Annotated in this window: 21 protein-coding genes and 1 pseudogene; 11 read left to right on the top strand and 11 right to left on the bottom strand. The window is 68.8% G+C overall.

Going from position 1 to position 24525, the window contains the following annotated elements:
- Window positions 1-39 precede the first annotated feature (39 nt).
- From KW835_RS25800 to KW835_RS25765, 8 genes are all read right to left on the bottom strand, one after another.
- Entirely contained in the window at window positions 40-1182 is a 1143-nt protein-coding gene (locus KW835_RS25800; RefSeq protein ID WP_218387609.1) for a BMP family ABC transporter substrate-binding protein, read from the bottom strand.
- A 152-nt stretch (window positions 1183-1334) separates the two neighbouring features.
- Entirely contained in the window at window positions 1335-2927 is a 1593-nt protein-coding gene (locus KW835_RS25795) for a methyl-accepting chemotaxis protein (protein WP_218387608.1), read from the bottom strand.
- Window positions 2928-3171: 244 nt separating this feature from the next.
- Window positions 3172-4224 (bottom strand): adenosine deaminase, encoded by a 1053-nt coding sequence (locus KW835_RS25790; RefSeq protein WP_218387607.1) that lies wholly within the window; start codon window positions 4222-4224, stop codon window positions 3172-3174.
- A 146-nt stretch (window positions 4225-4370) separates the two neighbouring features.
- On the bottom strand, window positions 4371-5537 hold the full coding sequence (locus KW835_RS25785; RefSeq protein WP_218387606.1) for a BMP family ABC transporter substrate-binding protein: 1167 nt from the start codon (window positions 5535-5537) through the stop codon (window positions 4371-4373).
- Between the two features lie 188 nt (window positions 5538-5725).
- Entirely contained in the window at window positions 5726-6646 is a 921-nt protein-coding gene (locus KW835_RS25780; protein ID WP_218387605.1) for an ABC transporter permease, read from the bottom strand.
- On the bottom strand, window positions 6646-7719 hold the full coding sequence (locus KW835_RS25775; protein WP_218387604.1) for an ABC transporter permease: 1074 nt from the start codon (window positions 7717-7719) through the stop codon (window positions 6646-6648). The genes KW835_RS25780 and KW835_RS25775 overlap by 1 nt, the downstream gene beginning before the upstream one ends.
- Window positions 7712-9313: an ABC transporter ATP-binding protein gene (locus KW835_RS25770; RefSeq protein ID WP_218387603.1), complete on the bottom strand. Its 1602-nt coding sequence runs from the start codon at window positions 9311-9313 to the stop codon at window positions 7712-7714. The genes KW835_RS25775 and KW835_RS25770 overlap by 8 nt, the downstream gene beginning before the upstream one ends.
- Window positions 9314-9392: 79 nt before the next feature.
- Complete coding sequence (locus KW835_RS25765; protein ID WP_218387602.1) at window positions 9393-10325, bottom strand: LysR family transcriptional regulator; 933 nt, start codon at window positions 10323-10325, stop codon at window positions 9393-9395.
- A 423-nt stretch (window positions 10326-10748) separates the two neighbouring features.
- Between KW835_RS25765 and cobG the strand changes: the two genes are divergently transcribed.
- Genes cobG through cobJ form a run of 4 tightly spaced genes read left to right on the top strand, consistent with a single transcriptional unit; the run spans window position 10749 to window position 14320 of the window.
- Window positions 10749-12110, top strand: coding sequence for a precorrin-3B synthase (gene cobG / locus KW835_RS25760; protein WP_218387601.1), 1362 nt, complete (start codon window positions 10749-10751; stop codon window positions 12108-12110).
- Window positions 12110-12739, top strand: a complete 630-nt coding sequence (locus KW835_RS25755; protein ID WP_218387600.1) for a precorrin-8X methylmutase — start codon at window positions 12110-12112, stop codon at window positions 12737-12739. The genes cobG and KW835_RS25755 overlap by 1 nt, the downstream gene beginning before the upstream one ends.
- Window positions 12740-12743: 4 nt before the next feature.
- Window positions 12744-13499, top strand: a complete 756-nt coding sequence (cobI, locus tag KW835_RS25750; protein WP_255593964.1) for a precorrin-2 C(20)-methyltransferase — start codon at window positions 12744-12746, stop codon at window positions 13497-13499.
- Window positions 13493-14320 carry a precorrin-3B C(17)-methyltransferase gene (gene cobJ / locus KW835_RS25745; RefSeq protein ID WP_218387598.1) on the top strand — a complete coding sequence of 276 codons (828 nt, stop codon included), beginning with the start codon at window positions 13493-13495 and terminating at the stop codon, window positions 14318-14320. The genes cobI and cobJ overlap by 7 nt, the downstream gene beginning before the upstream one ends.
- Here cobJ and KW835_RS25740 read toward each other — a convergent pair.
- Window positions 14275-15054 carry a cobalt-precorrin-6A reductase gene (locus KW835_RS25740; protein WP_218387597.1) on the bottom strand — a complete coding sequence of 260 codons (780 nt, stop codon included), beginning with the start codon at window positions 15052-15054 and terminating at the stop codon, window positions 14275-14277. The two genes, cobJ and KW835_RS25740, sit on opposite strands and share 46 nt — an antisense overlap.
- On the opposite strand from KW835_RS25740, the gene cbiE reads away from it, so the two are divergent.
- The 6 genes from cbiE (at window position 15053) to xdhB (ending at window position 22661) form a co-directional block, all read left to right on the top strand.
- The gene (cbiE, locus tag KW835_RS25735; RefSeq protein ID WP_218387596.1) at window positions 15053-16246 is read left to right on the top strand and encodes a precorrin-6y C5,15-methyltransferase (decarboxylating) subunit CbiE; all 1194 of its coding nucleotides are present in this window, start codon (window positions 15053-15055) and stop codon (window positions 16244-16246) included. The genes KW835_RS25740 and cbiE overlap by 2 nt on opposite strands.
- Window positions 16243-16761 carry a cobalamin biosynthesis protein gene (locus KW835_RS25730; RefSeq protein ID WP_255593962.1) on the top strand — a complete coding sequence of 173 codons (519 nt, stop codon included), beginning with the start codon at window positions 16243-16245 and terminating at the stop codon, window positions 16759-16761. Before cbiE ends, KW835_RS25730 begins: the two co-directional genes overlap by 4 nt.
- Window positions 16758-17600, top strand: a complete 843-nt coding sequence (gene cobM, locus KW835_RS25725) for a precorrin-4 C(11)-methyltransferase (protein WP_218387595.1) — start codon at window positions 16758-16760, stop codon at window positions 17598-17600. The genes KW835_RS25730 and cobM overlap by 4 nt, the downstream gene beginning before the upstream one ends.
- The gene (cobF, locus tag KW835_RS25720; RefSeq protein WP_218387594.1) at window positions 17597-18421 is read left to right on the top strand and encodes a precorrin-6A synthase (deacetylating); all 825 of its coding nucleotides are present in this window, start codon (window positions 17597-17599) and stop codon (window positions 18419-18421) included. Before cobM ends, cobF begins: the two co-directional genes overlap by 4 nt.
- Before the next feature lie 164 nt (window positions 18422-18585).
- Window positions 18586-20217, top strand: a complete 1632-nt coding sequence (xdhA, locus tag KW835_RS25715; RefSeq protein ID WP_218387593.1) for a xanthine dehydrogenase small subunit — start codon at window positions 18586-18588, stop codon at window positions 20215-20217.
- A complete protein-coding gene (gene xdhB / locus KW835_RS25710) occupies window positions 20214-22661 on the top strand; it encodes a xanthine dehydrogenase molybdopterin binding subunit (protein ID WP_218387592.1) in 2448 nt (815 codons plus the stop codon). Before xdhA ends, xdhB begins: the two co-directional genes overlap by 4 nt.
- Window positions 22662-22729: 68 nt before the next feature.
- On the opposite strand, the gene yghU is transcribed toward xdhB, so the two are convergent.
- On the bottom strand, window positions 22730-23617 hold the full coding sequence (gene yghU, locus KW835_RS25705) for a glutathione-dependent disulfide-bond oxidoreductase (protein WP_218387591.1): 888 nt from the start codon (window positions 23615-23617) through the stop codon (window positions 22730-22732).
- 505 nt (window positions 23618-24122) lie between these two features.
- Between yghU and KW835_RS25700 the strand changes: the two genes are divergently transcribed.
- On the top strand, window positions 24123-24401 hold the full coding sequence (locus KW835_RS25700) for a hypothetical protein (RefSeq protein ID WP_218387590.1): 279 nt from the start codon (window positions 24123-24125) through the stop codon (window positions 24399-24401).
- Here the strand turns inward: KW835_RS25700 and KW835_RS25695 are convergent.
- Window positions 24398-24525, bottom strand: a pseudogene (locus KW835_RS25695) (IS481 family transposase); the annotation flags it as partial. The gene KW835_RS25700 and the pseudogene KW835_RS25695 overlap by 4 nt on opposite strands.

Genomic DNA, 24525 nt, shown 5'->3' with positions numbered 1-24525 from the left:
AGACGCTATGGGCTGCACACCGCAGCTGGCGTCGCCCCCTCAGCGCGTGATGCGGCCCTGCACCCCTTCCACCAGCCAGTTCATCTGCAGAATCTGCGCGTCCGTCAGCGCCTGGCCTGCGGGAATGACCTCATGGCCTTCGTTGTCGCGCACAGGGGCCTTGGCACCCGCGCGAAAGGGCTGCAGTTTCCCCGCGCCGATGGCCTTCTGCGCGGCCAGCACCTCCTGCTGCACGGCGGGCGGCACCTTGGGGCCGAAGTCGCCCACGCGGATCAGGCCCTCGCGCACGCCGCCCCAGAGGTTGCCGCTCTTCCAGGTGCCGTTTTGCACGGCGCGCACGCGGTCGGTGTAGTAGCGGCCCCACTGGTGGGTGACGGCGACGATCTGCGCGTCCGGGCCTGCCTTGCGCATGTCGGAGTGGTAGGCAACGGCCATCTTGCCGCGCTCCTGCGCTGCCGCCATCACGGCGGTGGAGCCGGTGTGAAAGGCCATCACGTCCACGTCCTGGTTGAAGAGCACCATGGCCGCATCGCGCTCCTTGGGCGGGTCGAACCACACATTGATCCACACCACCTTCACGGTGGCCTGGGGGTTGACCGATCGCATGCCCAGCGTGAACGCGTTGATGCCCTGCAGCACCTCGGGGATGGGGAAGCCCGCCACGTAGCCGGCCACGCCGGTCTTGCTCATGCGGCCCGCCGCGATACCCGCCAGATACCGGCCCTCGTAGTAGCGCGCGTTGGCCGCCGCCACGTTGGCCGCCGTCTTGTAGCCGGTGATGGACTCGAACTTCACGTTCGGGTAGTCCTGCGCCACCTTGAGCGTGGGCTCCATGTAGCCAAAGCTGGGCGTGAAGATGATCTGGTGCCCCGTGGCCGCCAGGTCGCGGATCACGCGCTCGGCATCGGCGCCCTCTGCCACGTTCTCCACGAAGGTGGTCTGCACCTGCGCGCCCAGCGCCGCCTCCACGGCCTTGCGGCCCTCGTCGTGCTGGCGCGTCCAGCCGGCTTCGGTGATGGGAGAGACATAGACGAAGCCCGCCTTGACGGGCTGCGCCGGCGCGGGGGCGGGTGGATTGGCGCCTGCCGGGGTCTGGGAGACAGCGGGAAGGGTGATGAAAACGGCGCCCGCCAGCGCACTCACACAAGCCGCACGCAGTGCGGTGGCGAGGTTTTTGTACATGGTGTTCCTCTACATGGCCCAGGTTGAAAAGCGGAGCCACCGCAGGGCGGCGGTGGTCCACGGAAAAAAATCGGCTAATCGGTCATTGCGCGATGCTGGATGCCCCGCAGGGCACAGCGTGCGGCTTGTCTCGTATCTCCGGTGTCCTGCATTCAGCCAAGACGCGGCACCCGCAGGCGGGCGTGGTCGGGCACGGTACCGCCCAGGCGGAAGGCGCCCACGACGTCCGACAGGCGCGCGGCCTGGTCCTTGAGGCTTTCGGCGGCCGCCGTCGACTCTTCGACCAGCGCGGCGTTCTGCTGCGTCATCTGGTCGAGCTGGCTCACGGCCACATTCACCTGGCCGATGCCCAGGCTCTGCTCCGACGCTGCGGCGCTGATCTCGCCGATGATGTCGGTCACCCGGCGCACGGACGTCACGATTTCGGTCATGGTGGTGCCGGCGTTCTGCACCAGCGCAGAGCCCGACTCGACCTTCTCGACCGACACGCCGATCAACGCCTTGATCTCCTTGGCGGCTTCCGCGCTGCGCTGGGCCAGGCCCCGCACTTCGGTGGCCACCACGGCAAAACCACGGCCCTGCTCGCCCGCGCGGGCGGCCTCGACGGCGGCATTGAGCGCGAGGATATTGGTCTGGAAGGCGATGCCGTCGATGGTGCCGATGATGTCCGAGATCTTCTTGCTGCTGGCATTGATCTCATCCATGGTGCTCACCACCTGCGAGACGACTTCGCCGCCCCGCTCGGCCACCGCCGCGGCCGAGGCTGCCAACTGGTTGGCCTGCACCGCCGAATCCGCGCTCTGGCGCACGGTGCTGGTCAGCTCTTCCATCGAGCTGGCGGTTTCCTGCAGGCTGCTGGCGGTCTGCTCGGTGCGGGCACTCAGATCCTGGTTGCCGATGGCGATCTGGGTGCTGGCGGTGGAGATGCTGTCCACGACGCCCCGCACCTGCTGCAACGACCGCTGCAAGGCGCTGCGCATCAGGTCCAGCGCGCGCAGCAGGCGGCCGGTCTCGTCATTGGCGTAGCTCGCCTCGGGCTGGCCGGTCAGGTCCATGTCGGCAATGGCTTCGGCGATGGCCTCGGCGTGGCGCAGCGGGCGCGTGATGCTGGCGGCCAGCAGCCAGGCCAGCAAGGCGCCCAGCAGCAGGGACACACCGGTGCACACCTGCAGCAGCAGCGTGGTCTGCGCGCGCAGGGTTTCGCTGCGCTTGCCGGCTTCGTCCAATTGCGCGCGCTGCATGTCCACCAGTTGCTGCACACCGGCGAGGTAGGCGCGAGAGGTGGGCTCAAAGCGCTCATTGAACACCTTGCTCGCGTTGTCGGCATCGCCCGCCTGTTTGAACTTGCTCACTTCCTCACGAGCTGCCAGATAGTCCTTGCGCAGCTGGCCCACCTGGTCGAAGAGCTTCTTCTCCTCGGACGTGTCCATCTTTGATTCGATGAATTTTTGCAGCTCGTTGGTCTGGCTGATGGACGCGGCCGTGGCGGGCGCGAAGTACGGGATCAGGCTCGCGTCGCTGCTCTTGGCGATCGCTGCGGCGCGCTGCACGCCCGAGGTGGTGTGTCGCAGCCAGTCGGACCCTGCGCGCTCGGCCTTGATGTTGTCCGACACCATGGTGTCGATCTCCTGGCCCAGTTGCCCCAGCTTGACCACTGCCACCACGCTGCTCGCAAAGAACAGCGCCAGGATCACGCCCAGCACCAGGGTCAGGCGCTTGCCGATGGAAATTTGACTGAGAAACATGGGTGGCTCCGTGGTGTTGCGGTGTGCGCCGTCCCCACCCCATCGTGGCGAGGCGGGGGTCTGCGTCGATAGACAACAAAAAAGGGGCTGCAGCCAAAGGCGCAACCCCGGTGCGGGCCGCAGCCCGCTCGTACAAAAACTCACAATTCTAGGGTTTACCCGATGATTTGGCTAGCCCTGCACCAAACAGGGGCACTGTGGCCCATGTGCAGCATCCCACTGTCGACGCTCCCCTGGCTCTCATTCAGTAGTCATGCTCCACGCAGCGCTCGAAGGTTTCCTTGAGCTTGTGCTCCCACACGCGCTTGTCGGCATTTCCCGCAAAGCTGGCCTCGAAACTGTTGAAAGCCAGCTGGTAGGCGTGCCTGGCGGTGAGGTGCGTGGCGGCGAACACCTGGGTGAAATTGTCGTTGATGTAGCCACCAAAATACGCCGGATCGTCCGAGTTGACGGTGGCCGCGAGGCCCGCATCGAGCAGCTTTCCCAGGTTGTGGTCGGCCAGGTCAGGAAACACGCGCAGCTTCTGGTTGGACAACGGGCACACCGTGAGCGCGACGCGGTCCTGCGCCAGGCGCTGCATCAGCGCCGCGTCGTGCACCGCCTGCACGCCGTGGTCGATGCGCTCGACCTTGAGCACGTCGAGCGCGCTCCAGATGTAGGCCGGCGGCCCCTCTTCGCCAGCGTGGGCCACCAGGCGCAGGCCCAGTTCGCGGCAACGTGCGAACACGCGAGCGAACTTCTCCGGCGGGTGCCCAACTTCGCTCGAGTCCAGGCCCACGCCGACGATCTTGTCCAGAAGCGGCTGCGCCTGCTCCAGCGTCTCGAACGCGGACTCCTCGCTCAGGTGGCGCAGGAAGCACAGGATCAGCGTGGCGCTGATGCCCAGCTCGGTGCGCGCGTCCCGGCAGGCCCGGTGCAGGCCATTGATGACGGTCTCCATGGCCACGCCGCGCTCCGTGTGCGTCTGAGGGTCGAAGAAGATCTCTGCGTGCAACACGTTGTCGCGTGCGGCGCGGCCCAGATAGGCACGCGCCATGTCGTAGAAGTCCTGCTCGTGCAGCAGCACACTGGCACCTGCGTAGTAGATGTCCAGAAAGCTCTGCAGGTTGGTGAAGGCATAGGCGCTGCGCAGCTCTTCCACGCTGGCGTAGGGCAAGGTCAGCCCGTTGCGCTCGGCCAGCGCGAAGATGAGCTCAGGCTCGAGCGAGCCTTCGATGTGGATGTGCAGTTCTGCCTTGGGCATGGCGCGCAGCAGCGCAGGCAGGCGGTCGGCGGAGATGGGCGGGACTTTGAACATGGCGGCCTGGCCTCTCATTTTTCTGTGGGGATGGTGGACCACATCATGCACCGGCATCGCACCAACGAAAAGGGCCGCTGATGCGGCCCTGGAGCGTCAGGCGCCGTGCGGCGCCCGCCTCTGTCACGGCACAAGCCGTGCCTTGCTTACTTCTTGTCGCCGCCGGGGATCTTGCCTTCCACGCCCTTGACGTAGAAGTTCACGCCGCCGAGGAACTTGTCGTCAGCCACGGCGTCCTTTTCCAGCACGGCCTTGCCGTCCTGGCCAACGATCGGGCCCTTCCAGATCACGAAGCTGCCGTCGGCCAGGCCCTTCTTCACTTCTTCGACCTTGGCCTTGGTCTCGGCGGGCACGTCTTCAGCGATGGAGACGAGGTCGATCGCGCCTTCCTTCACGCCCCACCAGCTCTGGCCCGTGGCCCACTTGCCGTCCAAGGCATCCTTGGTGGCCTTGATGTAGTACGGGCCCCAGTTGATCACGGCCGATGCCAGGTGGGCCTTGGGGCCGTAGGCGGTCATGTCCGAATCCCAGCCGAAGGCGCGCTTGCCCTTTTCCTGCGCCGTCTTGAGCACGGCGGGCGAGTCGGTGTTCTGGAACAGCACGTCCGCGCCGCCGTTGATCAGCGAGGTAGCGGCTTCGGTTTCCTTGGGTGGGCTGAACCACTCGTTCACCCAGACCACCTTGGTCTTGATCTTGGGGTTGACCGACTGCGCACCCAGCGTGAAGCTGTTGATGTTGCGGATCACTTCAGGGATCGGCACCGAGCCCACCACGCCCAGCGTGTTGGTCTTGGTCATGGCACCGGCGATCACGCCGGCCATGTAGGCACCTTCGTAGGTGCGGCTGTCGTAGGTGCGCACGTTCTCGGCGGTCTTGTAGCCGGTGGCGTGTTCGAACTTCACGTCCTTGAAGTCGGGGGCGATCTTCTGGATGGACTCCATGTAGCCGAAGGTCGTGCCGAAGATCAGCTTGTTGCCCTGGCCGGCCAGGTCGCGCAGCACGCGCTCGGCGTCGGCGGACTCGGGCACGCTTTCCACGAAGCTCGTCACGACCTTGTCGCCGAATTCCTTCTCGATGGCCTTGCGGCCGTTGTCGTGGGCGAAGGACCAGCCGCCGTCACCGACAGGGCCGACGTACGCGAACGCGATCTTCAGAGGCTCGGGCTTGGGCGCAGGGGCTTCTGCCGCAGGAGCCGGTGCGGGCGCGGGCGCCGGCGCCGGCTCTTCCTTCTTGCCACAGCCCACGAGCGCGGCGGCGGCAACGGCGGAGAGCGCTGCCACCTTGAGCAGGGAGCGTTTCTGCAGATCAGTCATGTCGATTCCTTATGGATGGATGAAGAGAATGAAGAGAGTTTTACAAGGCAGACGCACGAAAACGGTGATTATGGTCCGATCTACCGGGCAGTAACCAAAGGTTTTTCACCCCCGGCGCTCCCCGATGCAAGACACAGGCCACGGCGCCACTCCAAGCCGCCTGCCTGGGACGCAACGGCCTGTGCCGGTCAGGAGCCCGGATAGAACGGCTTGCCCAGCGATGCCGGCATGTTGATGCGGATCCAGGCGGGGTTGCGCGATATCAGCGCCAGCACCACGATGGTGGCCAGGTAGGGCAGCATCGACAGCAGCTGGCTGGCCACCTGCACGCCCGTGGCCTGCAGGTGGAACTGCAGCATCGTCACGCCGCCGAACAGGTAGGCCCCGAGCAGCACCCGCGCAGGCCGCCATGTGGCGAACGTGGTCAGGGCCAGCGCGATCCAGCCGCGCCCCGCCACCATTCCTTCGACCCACAGCGGCGTGTAGACGGTGGAGATGTAGGCACCGGACAGCCCGCACAGCGCGCCCCCGGCCACCACGGCGGCCAGGCGAATTCGGCGCACCGGGTAACCCAGCGCATGTGCCGACTCGGGCGACTCACCCACCGAGCGCAGCACCAGCCCTGCGCGCGAGCGGTACAGGAACCAGATGAGCGCCGCCACCAGCACCATGGTCAGGTACACCAGCGGGTGCTGCTGGAACAGCGCGGGCCCGAGCAGCGGTACGTCGGACAGCACCGGGATGGCGTACTTGGGCAGCTCGGGCAGCTTGGCCTGCACGAAGCTGATGCCCGCAAAGGCCGAGAACCCCACCCCGAACAGCGACAGCGCGAGCCCCGTGGCGTACTGGTTGGTGTTGAGCCAGATCACCAGCACACCGAAGATGGCGGCCAGCAGCGCCCCGGCGGCCATGCCGGCGGCAAAGCCCAGCCAGGTGTTGCCCGTGTGCACCACGGTGGCAAAGCCGGCGATGGCGGCGCAGAGCATCATGCCCTCGGCCCCCAGGTTGACGATGCCCGCCTTCTCGTTGATGAGCAGGCCCAGGGCCGCGATGGCCAGGACAGTGCCGGCGCTCAGGGTGGCGCCGATGAGGAGTGCGTAGGATTCCATCAGGCCACCACTTTCTTGGCGCCTACCCAGCGAACGCGGTAGGCAATGAGTGTGTCGCAGGCCAGCAGCGTGAACAGCAGCAGCCCCTGGAACACGCCGGTGAGCGACTTGGGCAGCCCCAAGCGCGACTGCGCCAGCTCGCCGCCGATGTAGAACATGCTCATCAGGATGGCCGACAGGATCATGCCCACCGGGTGCAGCCGCCCCACGAAGGCCACGATGATGGCCGCAAAGCCGTAGCCCGCCGGCACATACGGCGTGAGCTGGCCGATGGGCCCCGCCACCTCCAGCGCGCCCGCCAGGCCCGCTGCGCCGCCCGAAATGAGCAGCGCCGTCCAGAGCGCCCGGCGCGACGAAAAACCCGCATACCGCGCAGCCGCTGGCGCCAGCCCGCCTACCTGCTGGGCAAAGCCCGCGCGGGTGCGGAACAAAAACACCCACAGCGCCGCGGCCCCTGCCAGCGCCAGCAACAGGCCGATGGACATGCGCGAGCCCTGCATCAGGCGCGGGATCTGCGTGACCTTCTCGAACGTCTTGGTCTGAGGGAAGTTGTAGCCCATGGGGTCCTTCCAGGGGCCGTAGACCAGGTAGCCCAGCACCAGCGTGGCCACGTACACCAGCATCAGGCTGACCAGGATTTCATTGGCGTTGAACTTGTCGCGCAGCAAGGCCGTGAGCCCCGCCCACACCATGCCCCCCAGCACCCCCGCGAGCAGGATGGCGGGCACGATCCACGGCCCGGTGGTCTTGTCGGCCAGCAGCGCCACGCCGCCCGCCACCACGGCACCGATGACGAACTGGCCCTCGGCGCCGATGTTCCACACGTTAGAGCGAAAGCACACGGCCAGGCCGAGGGCGATGAGCAGCAGCGGCGTCGCCTTGACCATGAGTTCGCCGATGGCGTATTGCGTCTTGATAGGTTCCCAGAAGAACACCTGCAGCCCGCGCACCGGGTCCTTGCCCAGCGCGGCGAACAGCGCGACGCCGATCAGCACCGTGAAGGCCAGCGCCAGCAGCGGCGAGCCGTAGGTCCAGAGCCGGGATGCCTGGGGGCGGGGTTCGAGCTTAAGCATGCTGCACCTCCGCACCACTGGCATGGGCCTGGCGGGACAAATGGGCCTGCACGTCGGCATGCCACAGCCCGCTCATCCATTCACCGATCTGCTCGACCGTGGCGTCGGCGCGCGGCACCGAGGGCGACAGGTGCCCCTTGGCCACCACGTGCAGCCGGTCGCAGATTTCAAACAGCTCGTCCAGCTCCTCGCTGACCACCAACACCGCGCAGCCTGCATCGCGCAGCGCCAGGATGGAGCCGCGGATCTGCGCCGCCGCGCCCACATCCACGCCCCAGGTGGGCTGCGAGACGATGAGCAGCTTCGGATTGGCGTCGATCTCGCGCCCCACGATGAACTTCTGCAGGTTGCCGCCCGACAGCGACCTGGCCGCCGAGTGGGGGCCGCCCGCCTTCACGTTGAAGCGCTCGATGAGTGCCTTGGCGTGCGCCTCCAGCGCGCCCACCTTGATCCAGCCGCTGCCGGCCACCGAGTTGGTGCGCGTGAGCAGCAGGTTGTGCGCCAGGCCCATGGTGGGCACGGCGCCCCGGCCCAGGCGCTCCTCGGGCACGAAGTGCAGGCCCAGCGCGCGCCTCTGGCCCGGGCCCATGCGGCCCGCGTCCTGCCCGGCCACCCGGATGCTGGCAGCCTCGGCCCGCGTATCCTCGCCCGACAGCACGTAGAGCAGCTCCTTCTGACCGTTGCCGGACACGCCGGCAATGCCCACCACCTCGCCCGCCTTGACCTCGAACTGCAGGTCGACCAGGTCCACGCCGAACTGGTCCGCGCGGGGCAGCGACAAACCCTGCACGCGCAGCACCGTGGCGCCGGTCTGTACCGCACGGTGCGTGAGCGCCGGCGGTTCGGCGCCGATCATCAGGCGCGAGAGCGATGCGTTCGATTCCTCGGCCGGGTTGCACACGCCCGTGACCCTGCCGCCGCGCAGCACGGTGCAGGCTGTGCACAGCGCGCGGATCTCGTGCAGCTTGTGGCTGATGTAGAGGATGCTGCAGCCCTCGCTGGCCAGCTTGCGCAGCACCACGAAAAGCTTTTCGACCGCCTGGGGCGTGAGCACCGACGTGGGCTCGTCCAGGATCAGCACCTTGGGGTTGGTGAGCAGCGCGCGGATGATCTCCACCCGCTGCATCTCGCCCACGCTCAGGGTGTGGACGGGGCGCAGGGGGTCGATGTCCAGGCCGTATTCGGCCGCCTTGGCGGTGATGCGCTGCGTGACCTCGGGCAACGTGAGGCTCTTGTCCAGGCCCAGCCACACGTTCTCGGCCACGGTGAGGGTGTCGAACAAGCTGAAGTGCTGGAACACCATGGCAATGCCCAGGGCCCGCGCCTCCTGCGGGTTGCGCACCTGCACGGCCTGGCCGTTGAAGTGCACGCTGCCCTCGTCGGGCTTGACCGAGCCGTAGATGATCTTCATCAGCGTGGACTTGCCCGCGCCGTTCTCGCCCAGCACGGCATGGATCTCGCCAGGCAGCACCGTCAGCGAGACGCCGCTGTTGGCCACCACGGCCGGGTAGCGCTTGGTGATGCCCACAAGCTGCAGCCGGGGCGGCCGTGCGCCCGGGCCATCCGGGGCGCTGGAAGTAGGAGGTGAACTCATGCGGGGATTGTCTCTCAGTTTTACAACTTGTTATTGGAATGTAAATGCCGCCCTGCGCTTGCTCAGTATGCGCGAGCAGCTATTCTTTTCGTAGCGAAGAAGCCACCGTCTTCACGCATTCCCGCAGCCATATCGCCGCGGCCGAATGGTGGGTGCGGGCATGCCACAGCTGGTAGTACATCAGGCGCGGGAAAGGCACGGGGCTGGGCAAGATGGCCAGCGGCAGCTGGTCAACGTAGCGTTCGCAGTACTGGCGGCCGGTGGTCAGCACGAGCAAGCTCGATGCCACGATGGGCGGTATGGCGCTGAAGTGCGCGCACCGTGCGGTGATGTTGCGGGCCATGCCCAGGCTGTCCAGGTGCGCATCGATCACGCCGCGTGCGCCCGGGTGCGTGGGGGTGGGTGCGATGTGCTCGGCGGCCAGCCAGCTCTCGGCATCCCAGCCCCGGCGCACGGCCGGGTGCTCCCTGCTGACAAGGCACACCACTTCGTCGCCGAACAGGCGGCCCATGTGCAGGTCGTCGGGCGGCTGCGGCCAGTTGCCGATGACCACATCCACTTCGCCCTGCGCCAGATGCGCGTGGTAGTGCGCATCGGCGGACAGCGGCAGGATCTCGATCGGGCACAGCGGTGCCTCGACCTTCAGACGCGCGACCAGCTGGGGCAGGAACAGCGGGTCCAGGTAGTCGCTGGCCGCCACGCGGAAGGTGCGGGTGGACGTGCGCGGGTCGAACCCCCGCGCATCGGAGAACAGCGCCTCGGCCGATCGCAGGATGGCCCCCGCGGGCTCCACCATGCGCAGCGCGGCGTCGGTGGGCATCATGCTTGCACCCGATCGCACCAGCAGCGGGTCGCCCGCCAGGTCCCGCAGGCGCTTGAGCGCGGCAGACACGGCCGGCTGGTGCATGCCCAGCCGGACGGCGGCCCTCGATACGCTGCGTTCTGTGAGCACGGTGTGCAAGACCCTTATGAGATGGAGGTCTATCTTGTCGAAAAGGGCGTGGTCTCTCATACGGGGGCCTGCATTCCTGTCATACGGCATCGTGTATGCCGTGCGGCGCGCGGCTGCGCAACGCACCGCAAGGGGTCAACGAGGCTGCGCGGCAGAAGGAGCATCGGCTGCAACGCTCGACCAACCGGTCTCGCCAAGCACTACTCCTGCGCCCAGGGGCCTGCCCTGGGCTTGTCAGCAGCACTAGACGATCCTCGGTTTTCGAACGTTTCGCTTCGACGCCTTCTGCCGCGCAGCCTCCTGGCCATCTTCACATAGAACTTTGTGCCGGCCACACCGCGCAGGACAAAAGTCCCCCGACCGCGCTGCGGGTTGACGGCAGCGGCCCGGTCAAGGCGGGGCAGGCCGCAGGTACATTTGTCGGTCCCGAGCGCCGCGCCCACACACCGCCTGCACAGCGGCCTCTTTTTCCCGATTTTCCGCATGAACTCCACCCTGCACATCCAAGGCTGGTGCCCCGGCGCCTGGCAGCCCATGGCCTCGGGCGACGGACTGGTGGTGCGCGTGCGCCCACCGCGGGGCCGCCTGACGCTGCACCAGGCATTGCGGCTGTCGCGCCTGGCCCAGGTGCATGGCGGGGGCGTGCTGGAGCTGTCGAGCCGCGCCAACGTGCAGTTGCGCGGCGTGCGGCCCGAGCGCCATGCCGCACTGCTGCAATCGCTGGCGGCCTGCGGCTTGCTGGATGCGGATGCGCGCAGCGAGCGCCTGCGCAACATGGTGGTCGACCCTCTGCACCGCGCCGGCGACGGCGTGCAGGCGCTGGCGCTCGCGCTGCACCAGGCCCTGGCGCAGGCGCCCGACCTCGACGCCCTGCCCGCCAAGTTCGGCTGGGCCATCGACGGCGGATACTCCCACTGGCTGCACGGCGTATCGGCGGACATCCGCCTGCTTCGCGCGCCAGGCGTCGGGTCCACCGCATGGCGCGTGCAGCCGGACGGACTTCGCTGGGCGCTGGCTGCGGCCAGCCCGCAAGAGGCCGTGGCGGCAGGCATGGCACTGGCACGCTGGTTCGCGCAGCGCTGCGATCAGCTGCGCGCGCTCGGGCAACGGCCGGGACGCATGGCAACCGGCGCACAAGAACTGGAAATCGCACTCCACCACCCTGCCGCTGGCGGGTCCACGCCGCCCTCCACCGCATGGCTCGCGGGCCTGCCGGCAGGTGTGAAGTGGGTGCGCGCCGAAAGTGCGGTCCCTGCCCAGGCGCCGGAGCGCCACTTGGCGGGCCAAGCCCTGCCCGGCCAAGTCCCCGGCGTCGGCACGCTGGTGGCAGCGCCGCTGGGTCGCGTGCCGGCCCGGGCGTGGGCCCAACTGGTTCGCGCAGCGCGCAGCGGCGGCGCCACAGGCCTGCGCATCACGCCATGGCGCATGGTGTTGCTCGAGAGCGGTGCCGATAGCGCTGGCGCCAGGGATGCCGCCGACCAGGGCGCCAACCATAGCGCCGACCCGCCATCCGGCCCGCACTGGGTCACGCACCCCGACGACCCGCGCCTGCGCGTGTCCGCGTGCACCGGTGCGACCGGCTGCCCCCAGGCCCACGCCCCCACCCAGGCCCTGGCGCTGGCCTGCGCGCGCCACGTGCCGCCCGGCGCGCACCTGCATGTCTCCGGCTGCGCCAAAGGCTGCGCACGGCAGGCACCGGCCACGGTCACCCTGCGGGCGGAAGCGAGCGAACGCGGGCCGGTGTGGGCTGTGATTCGCCAAGGGATTGCCAGCCAGGTCGCCGACGAGCGCGTGGAGGAGTCCATCCTGCAAGACAATCCCGGGTTGTTGTTTGACCCCCATTGATGTTGCACCGCTACGAAACCCAGGGCGCCGAGATCTACCGGCAGTCCTTTGCCACCATCCGGCGCGAAGCCGAACTGAGCCGCTTCAACCCCACCGAAGAGCGCGTCGTGGTCCGCATGATCCACGCCGCGGGCATGGTCGAGCTGGCACCGTTCGTGATGTTCTCACCCGGCATGGCCGAGGCCGCGCGCCAGGCGCTGCAGGACGGCGCGCCCGTGCTGTGCGACGTGCGCATGGTGAGCGAAGGCATCACCCGCACCCGCCTGCCGGCCGCCAACCCCATCATCTGCACGCTGCAGGACGAGCGGATACCGGCCCTCGCCCGGCAACTGGGCACGACGCGCAGCGCCGCCGCTGTGGAACTGTGGCGCCCGCAGCTGCAGGGCGCCGTGGTCGCCATCGGGAACGCGCCCACCGCCCTGTTCCACCTGCTCAACATGCTGCAGGAGCACGGCTGCCCACGCCCAGCGGCCATCATCGGCTGCCCGGTGGGCTTCATCGGCGCGGCCGAGTCCAAGGATGCGCTGATGCACGACCTGCCCGTGCCCGCGATGGTCGTGCGCGGCCGCCTGGGCGGCTCTGCGATGACCGTGGCCGCCATCAACGCCCTGGCCAGCGATGCCGAGTAGCACCATGGCATCCGCGCACGGCAAGCCCGGCATCGTGTGCGTGGGACTGGGCCCCGGAGACCCCGACCTGATGAGCGTGAAGGCCGACCGCCTGGTGCGGGGCGCGCTCCATGTGGCCTTCTTCCGCAAGAAGGGCCGCCCCGGCAAGGCGCGCCAGCTGGTGCAGGGCCTGCTCGCGCCGGGCGTGACCGAATACCCCATGGAATACCCCGTGACCACCGAACTGCCGGTGGACAGCACGGACTACGTGGCCCAGCTTTCGGCCTTCTACGACGACTGGTGCACGCGCCTGGCGCTGCTGGCGCAGACGAAGCAGGTGGTGGTGCTGTGCGAGGGCGACCCCTTCCTCTACGGCTCGTTCATGCACCTGTACACCCGCCTGCGCGAGCGCACCGGCACCGCGCCCGAGGTGGTGCCCGGCATTCCCGGCATGGTGGGCTGCTGGCACGCCACGGGCGAGCCCATCACCTGGGGCGACGACGTGCTCAGCGTGATGACCGGCACCCTGCCCGAAGACGAGCTGGTGCGTCGCATGCAGACCGCGGACGCGCTGGTCGTGATGAAGGTGGGGCGCAACCTGCTCCGCATCCGCCGCGCGCTCACCCGCACCGGGCGGCTGGACGCCGCCTGGCTGGTGCAGAACGGCACCACGGCCACGCAGCAGGTCGCGCGGTTGGCCGAGGTGGCGGACGACGCCTGCCCGTACTTCGCCATCGTGCTGGTGCATGGCCAGGGCCGGCGGCCGGAGGCGGCATGGTGAATGGCTCCACGGCACCCGCAGGACGCCTGACCATCGCAGGCCTGGGCCCCGGCGCCCTCGCGCAGATCACGCCCGAGGTGGCAGCGGCGCTGCAGAGCGCCACCGATGTGGTGGGCTACCTGCCCTACGTTGCGCGGGCCCGGGCCGTGTGCGGGGCAGCAGGCGCCGAAAGCGCCGTGGCCTGGCACGCATCGGACAACCGCGTGGAGCTCGACCGCGCCAGGCAGGCGCTGGCCCTGGCGGCCCAAGGCCGGCAGGTGGTGGTGGTGTCGTCCGGCGATCCGGGCGTTTTCGCCATGGCGTCTGCGGTGTTCGAAGCCATGGAAAACGCCGAGCCTGCAGATGCCGTCGCCTGGCAGACGCTGGACGTGCAGGTGCTGCCCGGCATCACCGCCATGCTCGCGGCGTCGGCGCGCGCCGGCGCGCCGCTGGGCCACGACTTTTGCTGCATCAACCTGTCGGACAACCTCAAGCCCTGGCCGGTGATCGAAAAACGCGTGCGCCTGGCGGCAGAGGCGGACTTCGCGATGGCGTTCTACAACCCGCGCTCGCGCAGCAGGCCCGAAGGCTTCGTGCGGCTGCTGGATCTGCTGCGCGCCCACTGCGAGCCCGCTCGCCTGCTGGTGTTTGCGCGGGCGGTCTCCACGCCCGACGAGCAGCTCACCGTCTGCACCCTGGCCGAGGCAGCGCCCGAGATGGCCGACATGCGCACCGTGGTGCTGGTGGGCAACAGCGCCACGCGGCGCGTGGGCCGGTTCACCTACACGCCGCGCTTTTACGGCCTGCCCGCCGACGGGGCCTCGCCGGGCAATGCGCCATGACGCAGCCAGTGGATCACCGCGTCCACGTGGCCGGTGCGCGCACGCTGCGGCAGGTGCGGCCGCTGCACCATCACCACCGGCAGGCCCAGCGCGCGCGCAGCGTCGAGCTTGCCGCGCGTGGCCTCGCCGCCCGCGTTCTTGGCCACCAGCCACCGCACGCGGTGCGCCTGCAGCAGGGCCAGGTCGTGCTCTGCGCTGAAGGGGCCACGGCCGATCTCAAGATCCACCGAATCGTCGGGCCAGGGCAGGCTGCCGGGCGCGGGGGCATCCACCAGCCGCAGCAGGTAGCGGTGCTGCCGCTGGCCCGCGAAGGCCTGCAGCTGCTTGCGCCCCACGGCCAGGAACACCCGCGTGGGCTCTGCGGGCAGAACACTCGCAGCAGCCGCCATGTCGGGCACGTCGATCCACCGGTCGCCAGGCCCCGGCTGCCAGGGGGGGCGCTCCAGCGCCAGCAGCGGCACCCCGGCCATGGCACAAGCCTCGCAGGCATGCCGGCTCATCTGCGCAGCAAAGGGGTGGGTGGCATCCACCACATGGGTGATGCCGTGGTCGGCCATGTACCGCACGAGCCCCTGCACGCCGCCAAATCCTCCAACGCGCACGGGCAATGGCTGCGCCAGCGGCGCCTGCGTGACGCCCGCGTACGAGAACACGGCCGACACGCCGGCCTGGTGCAGGGCCTGTGCCAGCTGGCTGGCGCCGGTGGTACCGCCCAGCAGGAGAACATGCGTCATGACTGATCCGTGGTTGACATTGGTGGGCCTGAACGAAGACGGGCTGCAGGGCCTCAATGCCGCAGCCCGCCACGCGCTCGATGCCGCCCAGGTGGTGTTCGGCGGGCCGCGCCACCTGGCGCTGGCCCAGGTGGGTGACCGCGGCCGTCCCTGGCCCGTTCCTTTCGACGTGGCGCCCGTGCTGGCCCTGCGCGGCCAGCGCGTGGTGGTGCTGGCATCGGGCGACCCGTTCTGGTTCGGCGCGGGCGGCAGCCTGGCGGCGCATCTGGCGCCCGATGAGTGGCGCTGCCACGCGCAACCCTCGACATTCTCGCTGGTCGCGGCGCGCCTGGGCTGGCGGCTGGAGGCGGTCGATTGCCTGGGCCTGCACGCCAGCCCGCTGCAGCAACTGCTGCCCCGACTGGCGCCAGGGCGCCAGTTCATCGTGCTGCTGCGCGACGGTGCGGCCGTGGCGCATCTGGCGCACTGGCTGGTGCAGGAAGGCTGGGGCGACAGCAGCCTGTGGGTGATGGAGGCCGTGGGCGGCCCCCGCGAGCGCTGCCGCAGGCTGGGCGCACACGAGGCAGACGCCCTGCTGGCGGCAGACCCCGCGCAGGCCCCCGTGGCCGTGGCACTGGAGGCCCAGGGCGGCACGGCCATGCCCCAGGTGCCTGGCCACTCCGACGATTTCTATGCCCACGACGGCCAAATCACCAAGGCGCCGGCCCGCGCGCTGACGCTGGCAGCCCTGGCCCCACGGCGCGGCGAAAGGCTGTGGGACATCGGCAGCGGCTCCGGCTCCATTGCGGTGGAGTGGTGCCTGGCCGGGGGCATGGCGAACTGTGTGGAGCAGCATGCTGCCCGCGTGGACAACATCCGCCGCAACGCCGCACGCGTGGGCCTGCAAGCCGCCTTGCAGGTGGTGCACGGCCCGGCGCCCGCCGCGTTGCAGGATTTGCCACCGCCCCAGGCGGTGTTTGTCGGCGGCGGTTTCAACGCCGCGCTGTTCACCGAACTGCGGGCGTTGATGCCAACCGGCTGCCGCCTGGTGGTGAACGCCGTCACGCTGGAAACGCAGGCCTTGCTGGTGCAGCTGCACGGCGCGCACGGCGGGCAACTTCTGCGGCTGGAGCTATCGAGCGCGCAGCCGCTCGGGCGCATGCACAGCTGGCAGGCCGCCCGCCCGCTGGTGCAGTGGAGCTGGCAGCGATGAGCGGTGCCCGCAGCGCGATGCGCTCGGACTCCGGCCACGTCTGCACGGTGGTCGGCGTGGGCGTTCGCGCGCATGCAGAGCCCGCAGCATTGCAAGCGCTGTGGATGCAGGCCCGGGGCCTGTTGCAGGGCGACGCAGCGCTGACGCTCCCCGCTGCACACCCGTGCGCGGTGGCCGTGCTCGACACCAAGGCCGGCCACCCGGCACTGGCCCACTGGCTGTCGGGCCTCGTAGACGGCGCACGCGCCGTGCCCATACTGCCGATCCCGGCAGGCCGCATGGCCCACCAGCCCGTGGCGACGCAGTCGGCGCGCCTGGCCGAACGCTACGGCACCGGCAGTATCGCCGAGGCCGCAGCCTTGTCTGCCGCAGGCCCTCAGGCTGAACTGGCCGTGCCGCGCCTCGTGGCCGCCGACGGCAGCGCCACCCTGGCCGTGGCGCTCAGCCGGCATGGTCCCCTGGCCTGTTGTGCGGCAGCGGCCCCGTTCCCAAGACTACAAGGAGCATCGGCATGACCGTGCATTTCATCGGCGCCGGTCCGGGCGCTGCCGACCTGATCACCGTGCGCGGGCGCGACCTGATGGCCGCGTGCCCGGTGTGCCTGTACGCAGGCTCGCTGATCCCGCGCGACCTGCTGGCGCACTGCCCGCCGGACGCGCGCATCGTCAACACCGCTGCCATGAGCCTCGATGACATCGTGGCCGAGATCGAAGCCGCCCATGCGCGGGGCCAGGACGTGGCGCGCCTGCATTCGGGCGACCTGTCGGTGTGGTCCGCCATGGGCGAGCAACTGCGCCGGCTGCGCGCGCTGGGCATTCCGTACACCGTGACGCCCGGCGTGCCCTCGTTCGCCGCCGCCGCGGCCACGCTGGGCGCAGAGCTCACTCTGCCCGGGCTGTGCCAGTCGGTGGTGCTCACGCGCACATCCGGCCGGGCCACCTCCATGCCCGAGGCCGAGAACCTGGCTGCGTTTGCCGCCACCGGCGCGGTGCTGGCGATCCACCTGTCGATCCACGTGGCCGACAAGGTGCAGGCAGAACTGCTGCCGCACTACGGCGCCGACTGCCCCGCCGCCATCGTGTGGCGCGCCAGCTGGCCCGACGAAACCGTGGTGCGCACCACGGTGGGCGCGCTGGCACAGGCCGTGGCCACCAGCATGGAACGCACCGCGCTCATCCTGGTGGGCCGCAGCCTGCAGGCCGAGGACTTTGCCGAGAGCCGCCTCTACGCCGCCGACTACGACCGCCGCTACCGCCCCCTGGGCACCGCGCCGCGCTTTCCGGCCACCGATGTGCGCGGCGGCACGGCGCTGGACACCGCCCGCGACGAGCCGCTGGACGCACCCTCCGCATGAGCCCCGTGCCCACCGCCCTGCCCCCCATCGCGCTGACCCTGATCGGCATCGGCACCGGCAACCCGGACCACCTCACGCGCCAGGCCATCGCCGCGATGAACGCGGCCGACCTGATCCTGCTGCCGCACAAGGGCGAGGACAAGGCCGAGCTGGCGGCCCTGCGGCAGTCGCTGTGCGATGCGGTGCTGACGGGCCCTGCGGTGCCGCGCATCGCCGGCTTCGACATGCCGGTGCGCCGCAGCGACGGCAACGACTACCTGGCCCAGGTGGACGAGTGGCATGCCGCCATCACGCAGCGGTGGCAGGCGGCCATCGCCCAGGCCCTGGCCCAGGGGTGCCTGACAGCGCCCGCCGATGGGGCCGCCCAGCGCGTGGCGCTCTTGGTGTGGGGCGACCCGTCGCTGTACGACAGCACGCTGCGCATCGCGGCCCGCCTGCAGCCCGCGCCGGCCACGGTGCAGGTGGTGGCGGGCATCACCTCGGTGCAGGCGCTGGCGGCGGCGCACGCCATCGCGCTGAATGACATCGGCCAGCCCTTCGTGGTGACCACGGGCCGCCAGCTGCGCGACCACGGGTGGCCCGCCGGAGTCGACACGGCCGTGGTCATGCTCGACGGACAGTGCAGCTTCGCCACACTGCCGGCTGAAGGCGTGCACATCTGGTGGGGCGCCTACCTGGGCATGCCCCAGCAGTTGCTGGACAGCGGCCCCCTGGCCGACGCCGGGCCGCGCATCGAAGGCGCGCGTGCCCGGGCCCGTGAACGCCATGGCTGGATCATGGACATCTACCTGCTGCGCCGGCAGGCCGCCGCCAGCGGCTGATCCAGGCAGCCTGCGGGGCGCTGTGCCGAGGCCCACCTTAAAAACCCATAGCGCGCCGGGCATCCTCGTTATACGCTCGCGCTTATGTGGGCGCTGCGCGGTGCGCATACGCTCTGGTATCCCTCTCTGACGACTATCTGCCCGGCCTCCGGGCCGCCCCACGCATGACGACGCCCCACCGCCCCCTTCGCTTCATCCGCCGCGGCCAGCCCGTGGTGCTGAACCATGTCCCGCCCGACCGCACGCTGCTGGAGGTGCTGCGCGAAGACCTGGGCTGCACGGGCACCAAGGAAGGCTGTGGCGAAGGCGACTGCGGCGCCTGCACCGTGGTGCTGGGCGAGGCGCAGGGCGGCCATGTGCACTACAGCGCCGTGAACAGCTGCATACGCCTGGCGCATTCGGTGGACGGCATGGCGCTGTGGACGGTGGAAGACCTCGCGGAAGACCCGCTGATCCAGCCTGCTGATGTGCCGCTCAAACCGTCGCGAGCGGACGGCGGGCTAGGCGCACGGAGCGCAGGAACCGGAATGGACATTCAGGTCCATGAGGATTCCGAGCACCGCGCAACGACGCACCCCGTTCGCGCAGCAGGCTTGCACCCCGCGCAAGAAGCGATGGTGCAGTGCCATGGGTCCCAATGCGGCTTTTGCACGCCGGGCTTTGTGATGAGCCTGTTCGGCATGTACCAGCGGCATGTGGTGCCTATCCAGGCGGCGGGCGGCGGTGTACAGCCCATCACGCGCGAGATGGCGCAGGAAGACCTTTCGGGCAACCTGTGCCGCTGCACCGGCTACCGCCCCATTCTCGACGCGGCGCAGCAGATGGCCGCGCTGCCTGCCGTGGCGGTCAACGAACCTCTTTTGCTACAAAAATTAGAGCTATTGGCGCATACACACCAAGCGCCAGAGGCCGATTTTTCCTATGTTTCGCCTACCACGCTGGCCGACCTGCTGGCCGCCCGCGCCGCCCACCCAGGCGCGCAAATCGTGGCCGGCTGCACCGACGTGGGCCTGTGGGTCACCAAGCAGCACAAGCAGTACGAGCGCATCCTCGATGTGACCCGCGCGGCCGAGCTGCGCCAGGTACAGCGCGACGCCCACCACATTGCCATCGGCGCCGCCGTCTCGCTGACCGATGCCTTCGCGGTGCTCAAGGCCCAGTGGCCCCAGCTGCACAGCTTCGCTGCGCGCTTCGCGGGCCTGCCCGTGCGCAATTCCGGCACGCTGGGCGGCAACGTGGCCAACGGCTCGCCGATCGGCGACTCCATGCCGCTCCTGATCGCGCTGCGCGCCCGGGTGGTGCTGGCCAGCAGCGCGCGCGGCGAGCGCACGCTGCCGCTGGAAGACCTGTACACCGGCTACCGCCAGAACGTGATGGCCGCCGACGAGTTGCTGGTGCGCATCGTGGTGCCCCGCCCGGGCGTGACCGAGGCGCTACGGGCCTACAAGATATCCAAGCGTTTTGACGACGACATCTCGGCCGTGTGCCTGGCCATCAACCTGGACATCGACGCTGGTGTGGTGCGCCACGCGAGCATCGGCGCGGGCGGTGTGGCCTCTACGCCCGCACGCGCCCGTCAGACCGAGGCCGCCCTCACCGGCCAGCCCTGGAATGCCGATACCGTGCAGCGCGCCGTGCAGGCCCTGCAGGCCGAGTTTCACCCCATCTCCGACATGCGTGCGAGCGGCGCCTACCGCAGCACCGTGCTCGCCAGCCTGCTGCAGCGCTTCTGGCTGGAAAGCCAGGGCGAAGACGCGGTGAGCGTGGAGAACTTCCGCCTGGAGGCCGCCGTATGAACCAGCGTGAACTCCCGCCCAACGCCGTACCGGTCAGCCGCGATGCCGTGGATGACCCCGTGGTCGCCGCCGCCGATGCCCACGCCGCCGGTCCGCAGCCCCAGGCGGCAGCGGGCGCGGTGGCAGCCACTGCGCCCGCACCCAGCCTGCGCGCCATGGGCCAGTCCCACATCCACGAAAGCGCGCGCGCCCAGGTGGCCGGCGCAGCGCACTACATCGACGACCTGCCCGAGGTGAAGGGCACGCTGTACGCCGCGCCCATCCTCTCCACCGTGGCCCACGGCAGGCTGAACGGCGTGGATGCCACCGCCGCCCTGGCCTTGCCCGGCGTGCGCGGCGTGGTGCTGGCGGCCGACGTGCCGGGCGACAAGCTGCTCGCAGCCTTCGCGCACGACGAGCCTGTGTTCGCCATCGACACCGTGCAGCACATCGGCCAGGTGATAGGCCTGGTCGTCGCCGATTCGGTGATGCAGGCGCGCCGCGCGGTGCGCGCGGTGAAGCTCGACATCACGCCCCTGCCCGCCGTGCTCACAGTGCAGGACGCTCTGCAGGCGCAAAGCTACGTGCTGCCGCCGGTGTTCGTGCGCCGGGGCGACGCGGCTGCGGGCCTGGATGCATCGCAGCACCGCCTGAGCGGCCAATTCGAAGTGGGCGGCCAGGAGCACTTCTACCTCGAAGGCCAGATCGCCTACGCCATGCCGCTGGAGCAAAGGCAGTGGTGGATCTACTCCAGCACCCAGCACCCCGGCGAGGTGCAGCACTGGGTGGCGCACGCCCTTGCCATCGACAACCATGCGGTCAAGGTCGAGTGCCGGCGCATGGGGGGCGGCTTCGGCGGCAAGGAGACACAGGCCGGCCACCTGGCCGTGTGGGCCGCCGTGGCCGCGAACAAGCTCGGCCGCCCCGTCAAGCTGCGCCTGGACCGCGACGAGGATTTCATGGTCACCGGCAAGCGCCACCCGTTCGCGTACGAGTACGACGTGGGTTTTGACGCCACGGGCCGCATCACGGGCCTGAAGCTTCAGATGGCGGCCAACTGCGGCTTTTCCGCCGACCTGTCGGGCCCCGTGGCCGACCGCGCCGTGTTCCACAGCGACAACGCGTACTACCTGAGCGACGTGGAGATCGCCTCGTACCGCTGCAAGACGAATACCCAGAGCCACACTGCCTTTCGCGGCTTTGGCGGCCCGCAGGGCGTGATCGTGATCGAGGCCATCCTCGGCGACATTGCGCGCGCCCTGGGCCTGGATGCGCAGGACGTGCGCCTGGCCAACCTGTACGGCAAGGACGCATCGGAAGGCCGCAACGTCACCCACTACCAGATGACGGTGGAAGACAACATCCTGCACGCGCTTTTGCCCCAGCTGGAGCGCGACGCCGACTACCGCGAGCGCCAGGCCGCCATCGCCGCCTGGAACGCCACCAGCCCCGTGCTCAAGCGCGGCCTCGCGATCACGCCGGTCAAGTTCGGCATCAGCTTCACCGCCACGCTGTTCAACCAGGCCGGCGCGCTGGTGCACGTGTACACCGACGGCAGCGTGCAGGTGAACCACGGCGGCACCGAGATGGGCCAGGGCCTGCACACCAAGGTCGCGCAGATCGTGGCCGACGAGCTGGGCGTGCCGCTCTCCCGCGTGCTGGTAACCGCCAGCGACACCAGCAAGGTGCCCAACGCCAGCGCCACCGCCGCCAGCAGCGGCACGGACCTGAACGGCCGCGCGGCCCAGTTCGCGGCGCGCAATGTGCGCGACAACCTCGCGTCCTTCGTCTGCGGGCTGGACGGCTGCGGCGCGGGCGCCATCCGCTTTGAGGGCGGGCAGGTTATCTCGCCCAAGAAGGTGCGGCAGTTCGACGACGTGGTGAAGGAGGCATACGCCAACCGCATCCAGCTGTGGAGCGACGGCTTCTACCGCACGCCCAAGATCCACTACGACAAGGCCACGCTCACGGGCCGGCCGTTCTACTACTTCGCCTACGGCGCGGCCTGCTCCGAAGTCGTCATCGACACCCTCACCGGTGAGAGCCGCGTGACGCGCGTGGACATCCTGCACGACGTGGGCCACAGCATCAACCCGGCCATCGACATCGGCCAGATCGAGGGCGGCTTCGTGCAGGGCATGGGCTGGCTCACCACCGAGCAGCTGGTCTGGAACGACAAGGGCTATCTCGCCACACACGCCCCCAGCACCTACAAGATCCCGGCGACAGGCGACATCCCCGCCCACTTCCGCGTGAACCTGTGGCCCGAGGCCAACCGCGAAGACAACGTCGGCGGCAGCAAGGCCGTGGGCGAACCTCCCTTCATGCTGGCGATCAGCGTGTACGAAGCCCTGCGCAACGCGGTGGCTGCGGGGCGTGAAGGCGGCCCTGGCCGCCCGGTGGTTCTGACCGCACCTGCGACCGCTGAGAATGTGCTGAGGGCTCTGGGTCGGCTGATGGATTGAAGCTCCGGGCGCTGTGCTGCAGGTTCAGTACAGGAAACCTGCCGGCACCGCGCCCGCTGCGCAGGTGGTCAGGAGCCCGACGCAGCGTCCAGCTTGTCCTGCGTTCTGCTATCAAAGTCGCTGGCGTCGTGCCGCTCGCGCAACTGGCTGGCCGGCTCGCCCGACACACGGTTCACCTTGCGCCCACGCTCCACCGCCGGGCGCCGGGCCACCTGCTCGGCCCAGCGCAGCACGTGCGTGTATTCGTGCACCTGCAGGAACTCGCCCGCGCTGTAGGCCTGTCCCTTGACCATCAGGCCGTACCACGGCCAGATGGCGATGTCCGCGAGCGTGTACTCGTTACCCGCGACATACTCCTGCCCGGCCAAGCGCTGGTTCAGCACATCGAGCTGGCGCTTGGTCTCCATCGCATAGCGGTCAATCGCGTATTCGATCTTGACCGGGGCATAGGCATAGAAATGCCCGAAGCCCCCACCCACGAACGGCGCACTGCCCATCTGCCAGAACAGCCACGACAGGCACTCCGCGCGCGCCGCGCCGTCCTTGGGCAGAAAGGCGCTACCGAACTTCTCGGCCAGGTACATCAGGATGGCGCCGGACTCGAACACACGCACTGGTTTCGCTGCGTTGGTCCGGTCCAGCAGCGCCGGGATCTTGGAGTTGGGGTTCACGGCAACGAACCCGCTGCCGAACTGCTCGCCCTCGTTGATGCGGATCAGCCAGGCGTCGTACTCCGCACCGCTGTGACCCAGCGCGAGAAGCTCTTCCAGCAGGATGGTCACCTTGACCCCATTGGGCGTGCCCAGCGAGTACAGCTGCAGCGGGTGCCGGCCTACGGGCAGTTCCTTGTCATGGGTGGCGCCCGCAATGGGGCGGTTGATGCTGGCGAACTGGCCGCCGTTTTCCTTGTGCCATTGCCAGATGGCGGGTGGGGTGTAGGGGGTGGTGTCGGGCATGCGGTGCTCCAGGGCAACGGTTGAACGATGGCTGCGGGAGCCGGGACCGGGCCAGTTTAGCGACGCCACCAAAGCACCGCAGGGCTATGGCCAAATGCCCTGCAGCGCGTGTTGGCCAAAATGCGCACTCATGCGAAAAAAGGGCCCTGGAAAGTTGAGATCCGACTATCGCCGCTATAGTTTGTCTGGTTGATGTTTGCCTTTGACCGACCGGAAATGCAGGCGTTATGGCAAGGCTGCTGAACAGGTTTGGCGGTCAAAATTGTGCGAGGGCACGCAGTTGGATCTGACGTATGGGATCCCTAGCCGCATGTCGAATGGCTCCTAGGTAGGCTGAAGCCAAACGTGCATCGTGAAAGAGCGTGCATCCGGGACTGAAGCACCTTGGTTTCTACTGGGGGGCGGTGGAACCGGAGACGGATCTTTTATTTCGGTGCAGCCGGCCGAATTGCTCGCCCGCCAGGTCCACCCAGTCAGTCCACTCCTCTGCAAGGGTCCAAGCAGCATGAGTCCTTCAAAGCAGCAACGATGGCAGGAGCGCTTGAAATGGTTGCGCAGGCTCCGAAACTGGTTTCTCGGCCTCGGTGTCATTGCACTGGCAACCGCGCTCCAGACGGCCTGCAACACAATCGGCAACCCAGACACCTGGGCAAGCGCATTTCACGCATTTTCAGCATCCGGAATGCTCGCCCAGTACGGTTGGTGGCTCACAGGCTTTGGCAGTGCGCTCGTCATCCTCGGGCTCTTGGTTGCGATTGTTGTCGACCGGCAAGAGCCTGACTAGCTGTCACATCCCGGACGATCATATGGCCGCTTGTGAAACAGATCCGGGTGCTCTTGGTACCACTCTTTCATGGCCTGCATTGGCGTACTACTCTTGAGCGCTGACTGTGGCAACTGGTGGTTGT

Source organism: Acidovorax sp. sic0104 (assembly GCF_019219095.1).
In the GTDB taxonomy this organism is placed as follows: domain Bacteria; phylum Pseudomonadota; class Gammaproteobacteria; order Burkholderiales; family Burkholderiaceae_C; genus Acidovorax.
The sequence above is the reverse complement of the archived record's forward strand: the minus strand, read 5'-3'. Positions and strand labels throughout refer to the sequence as shown.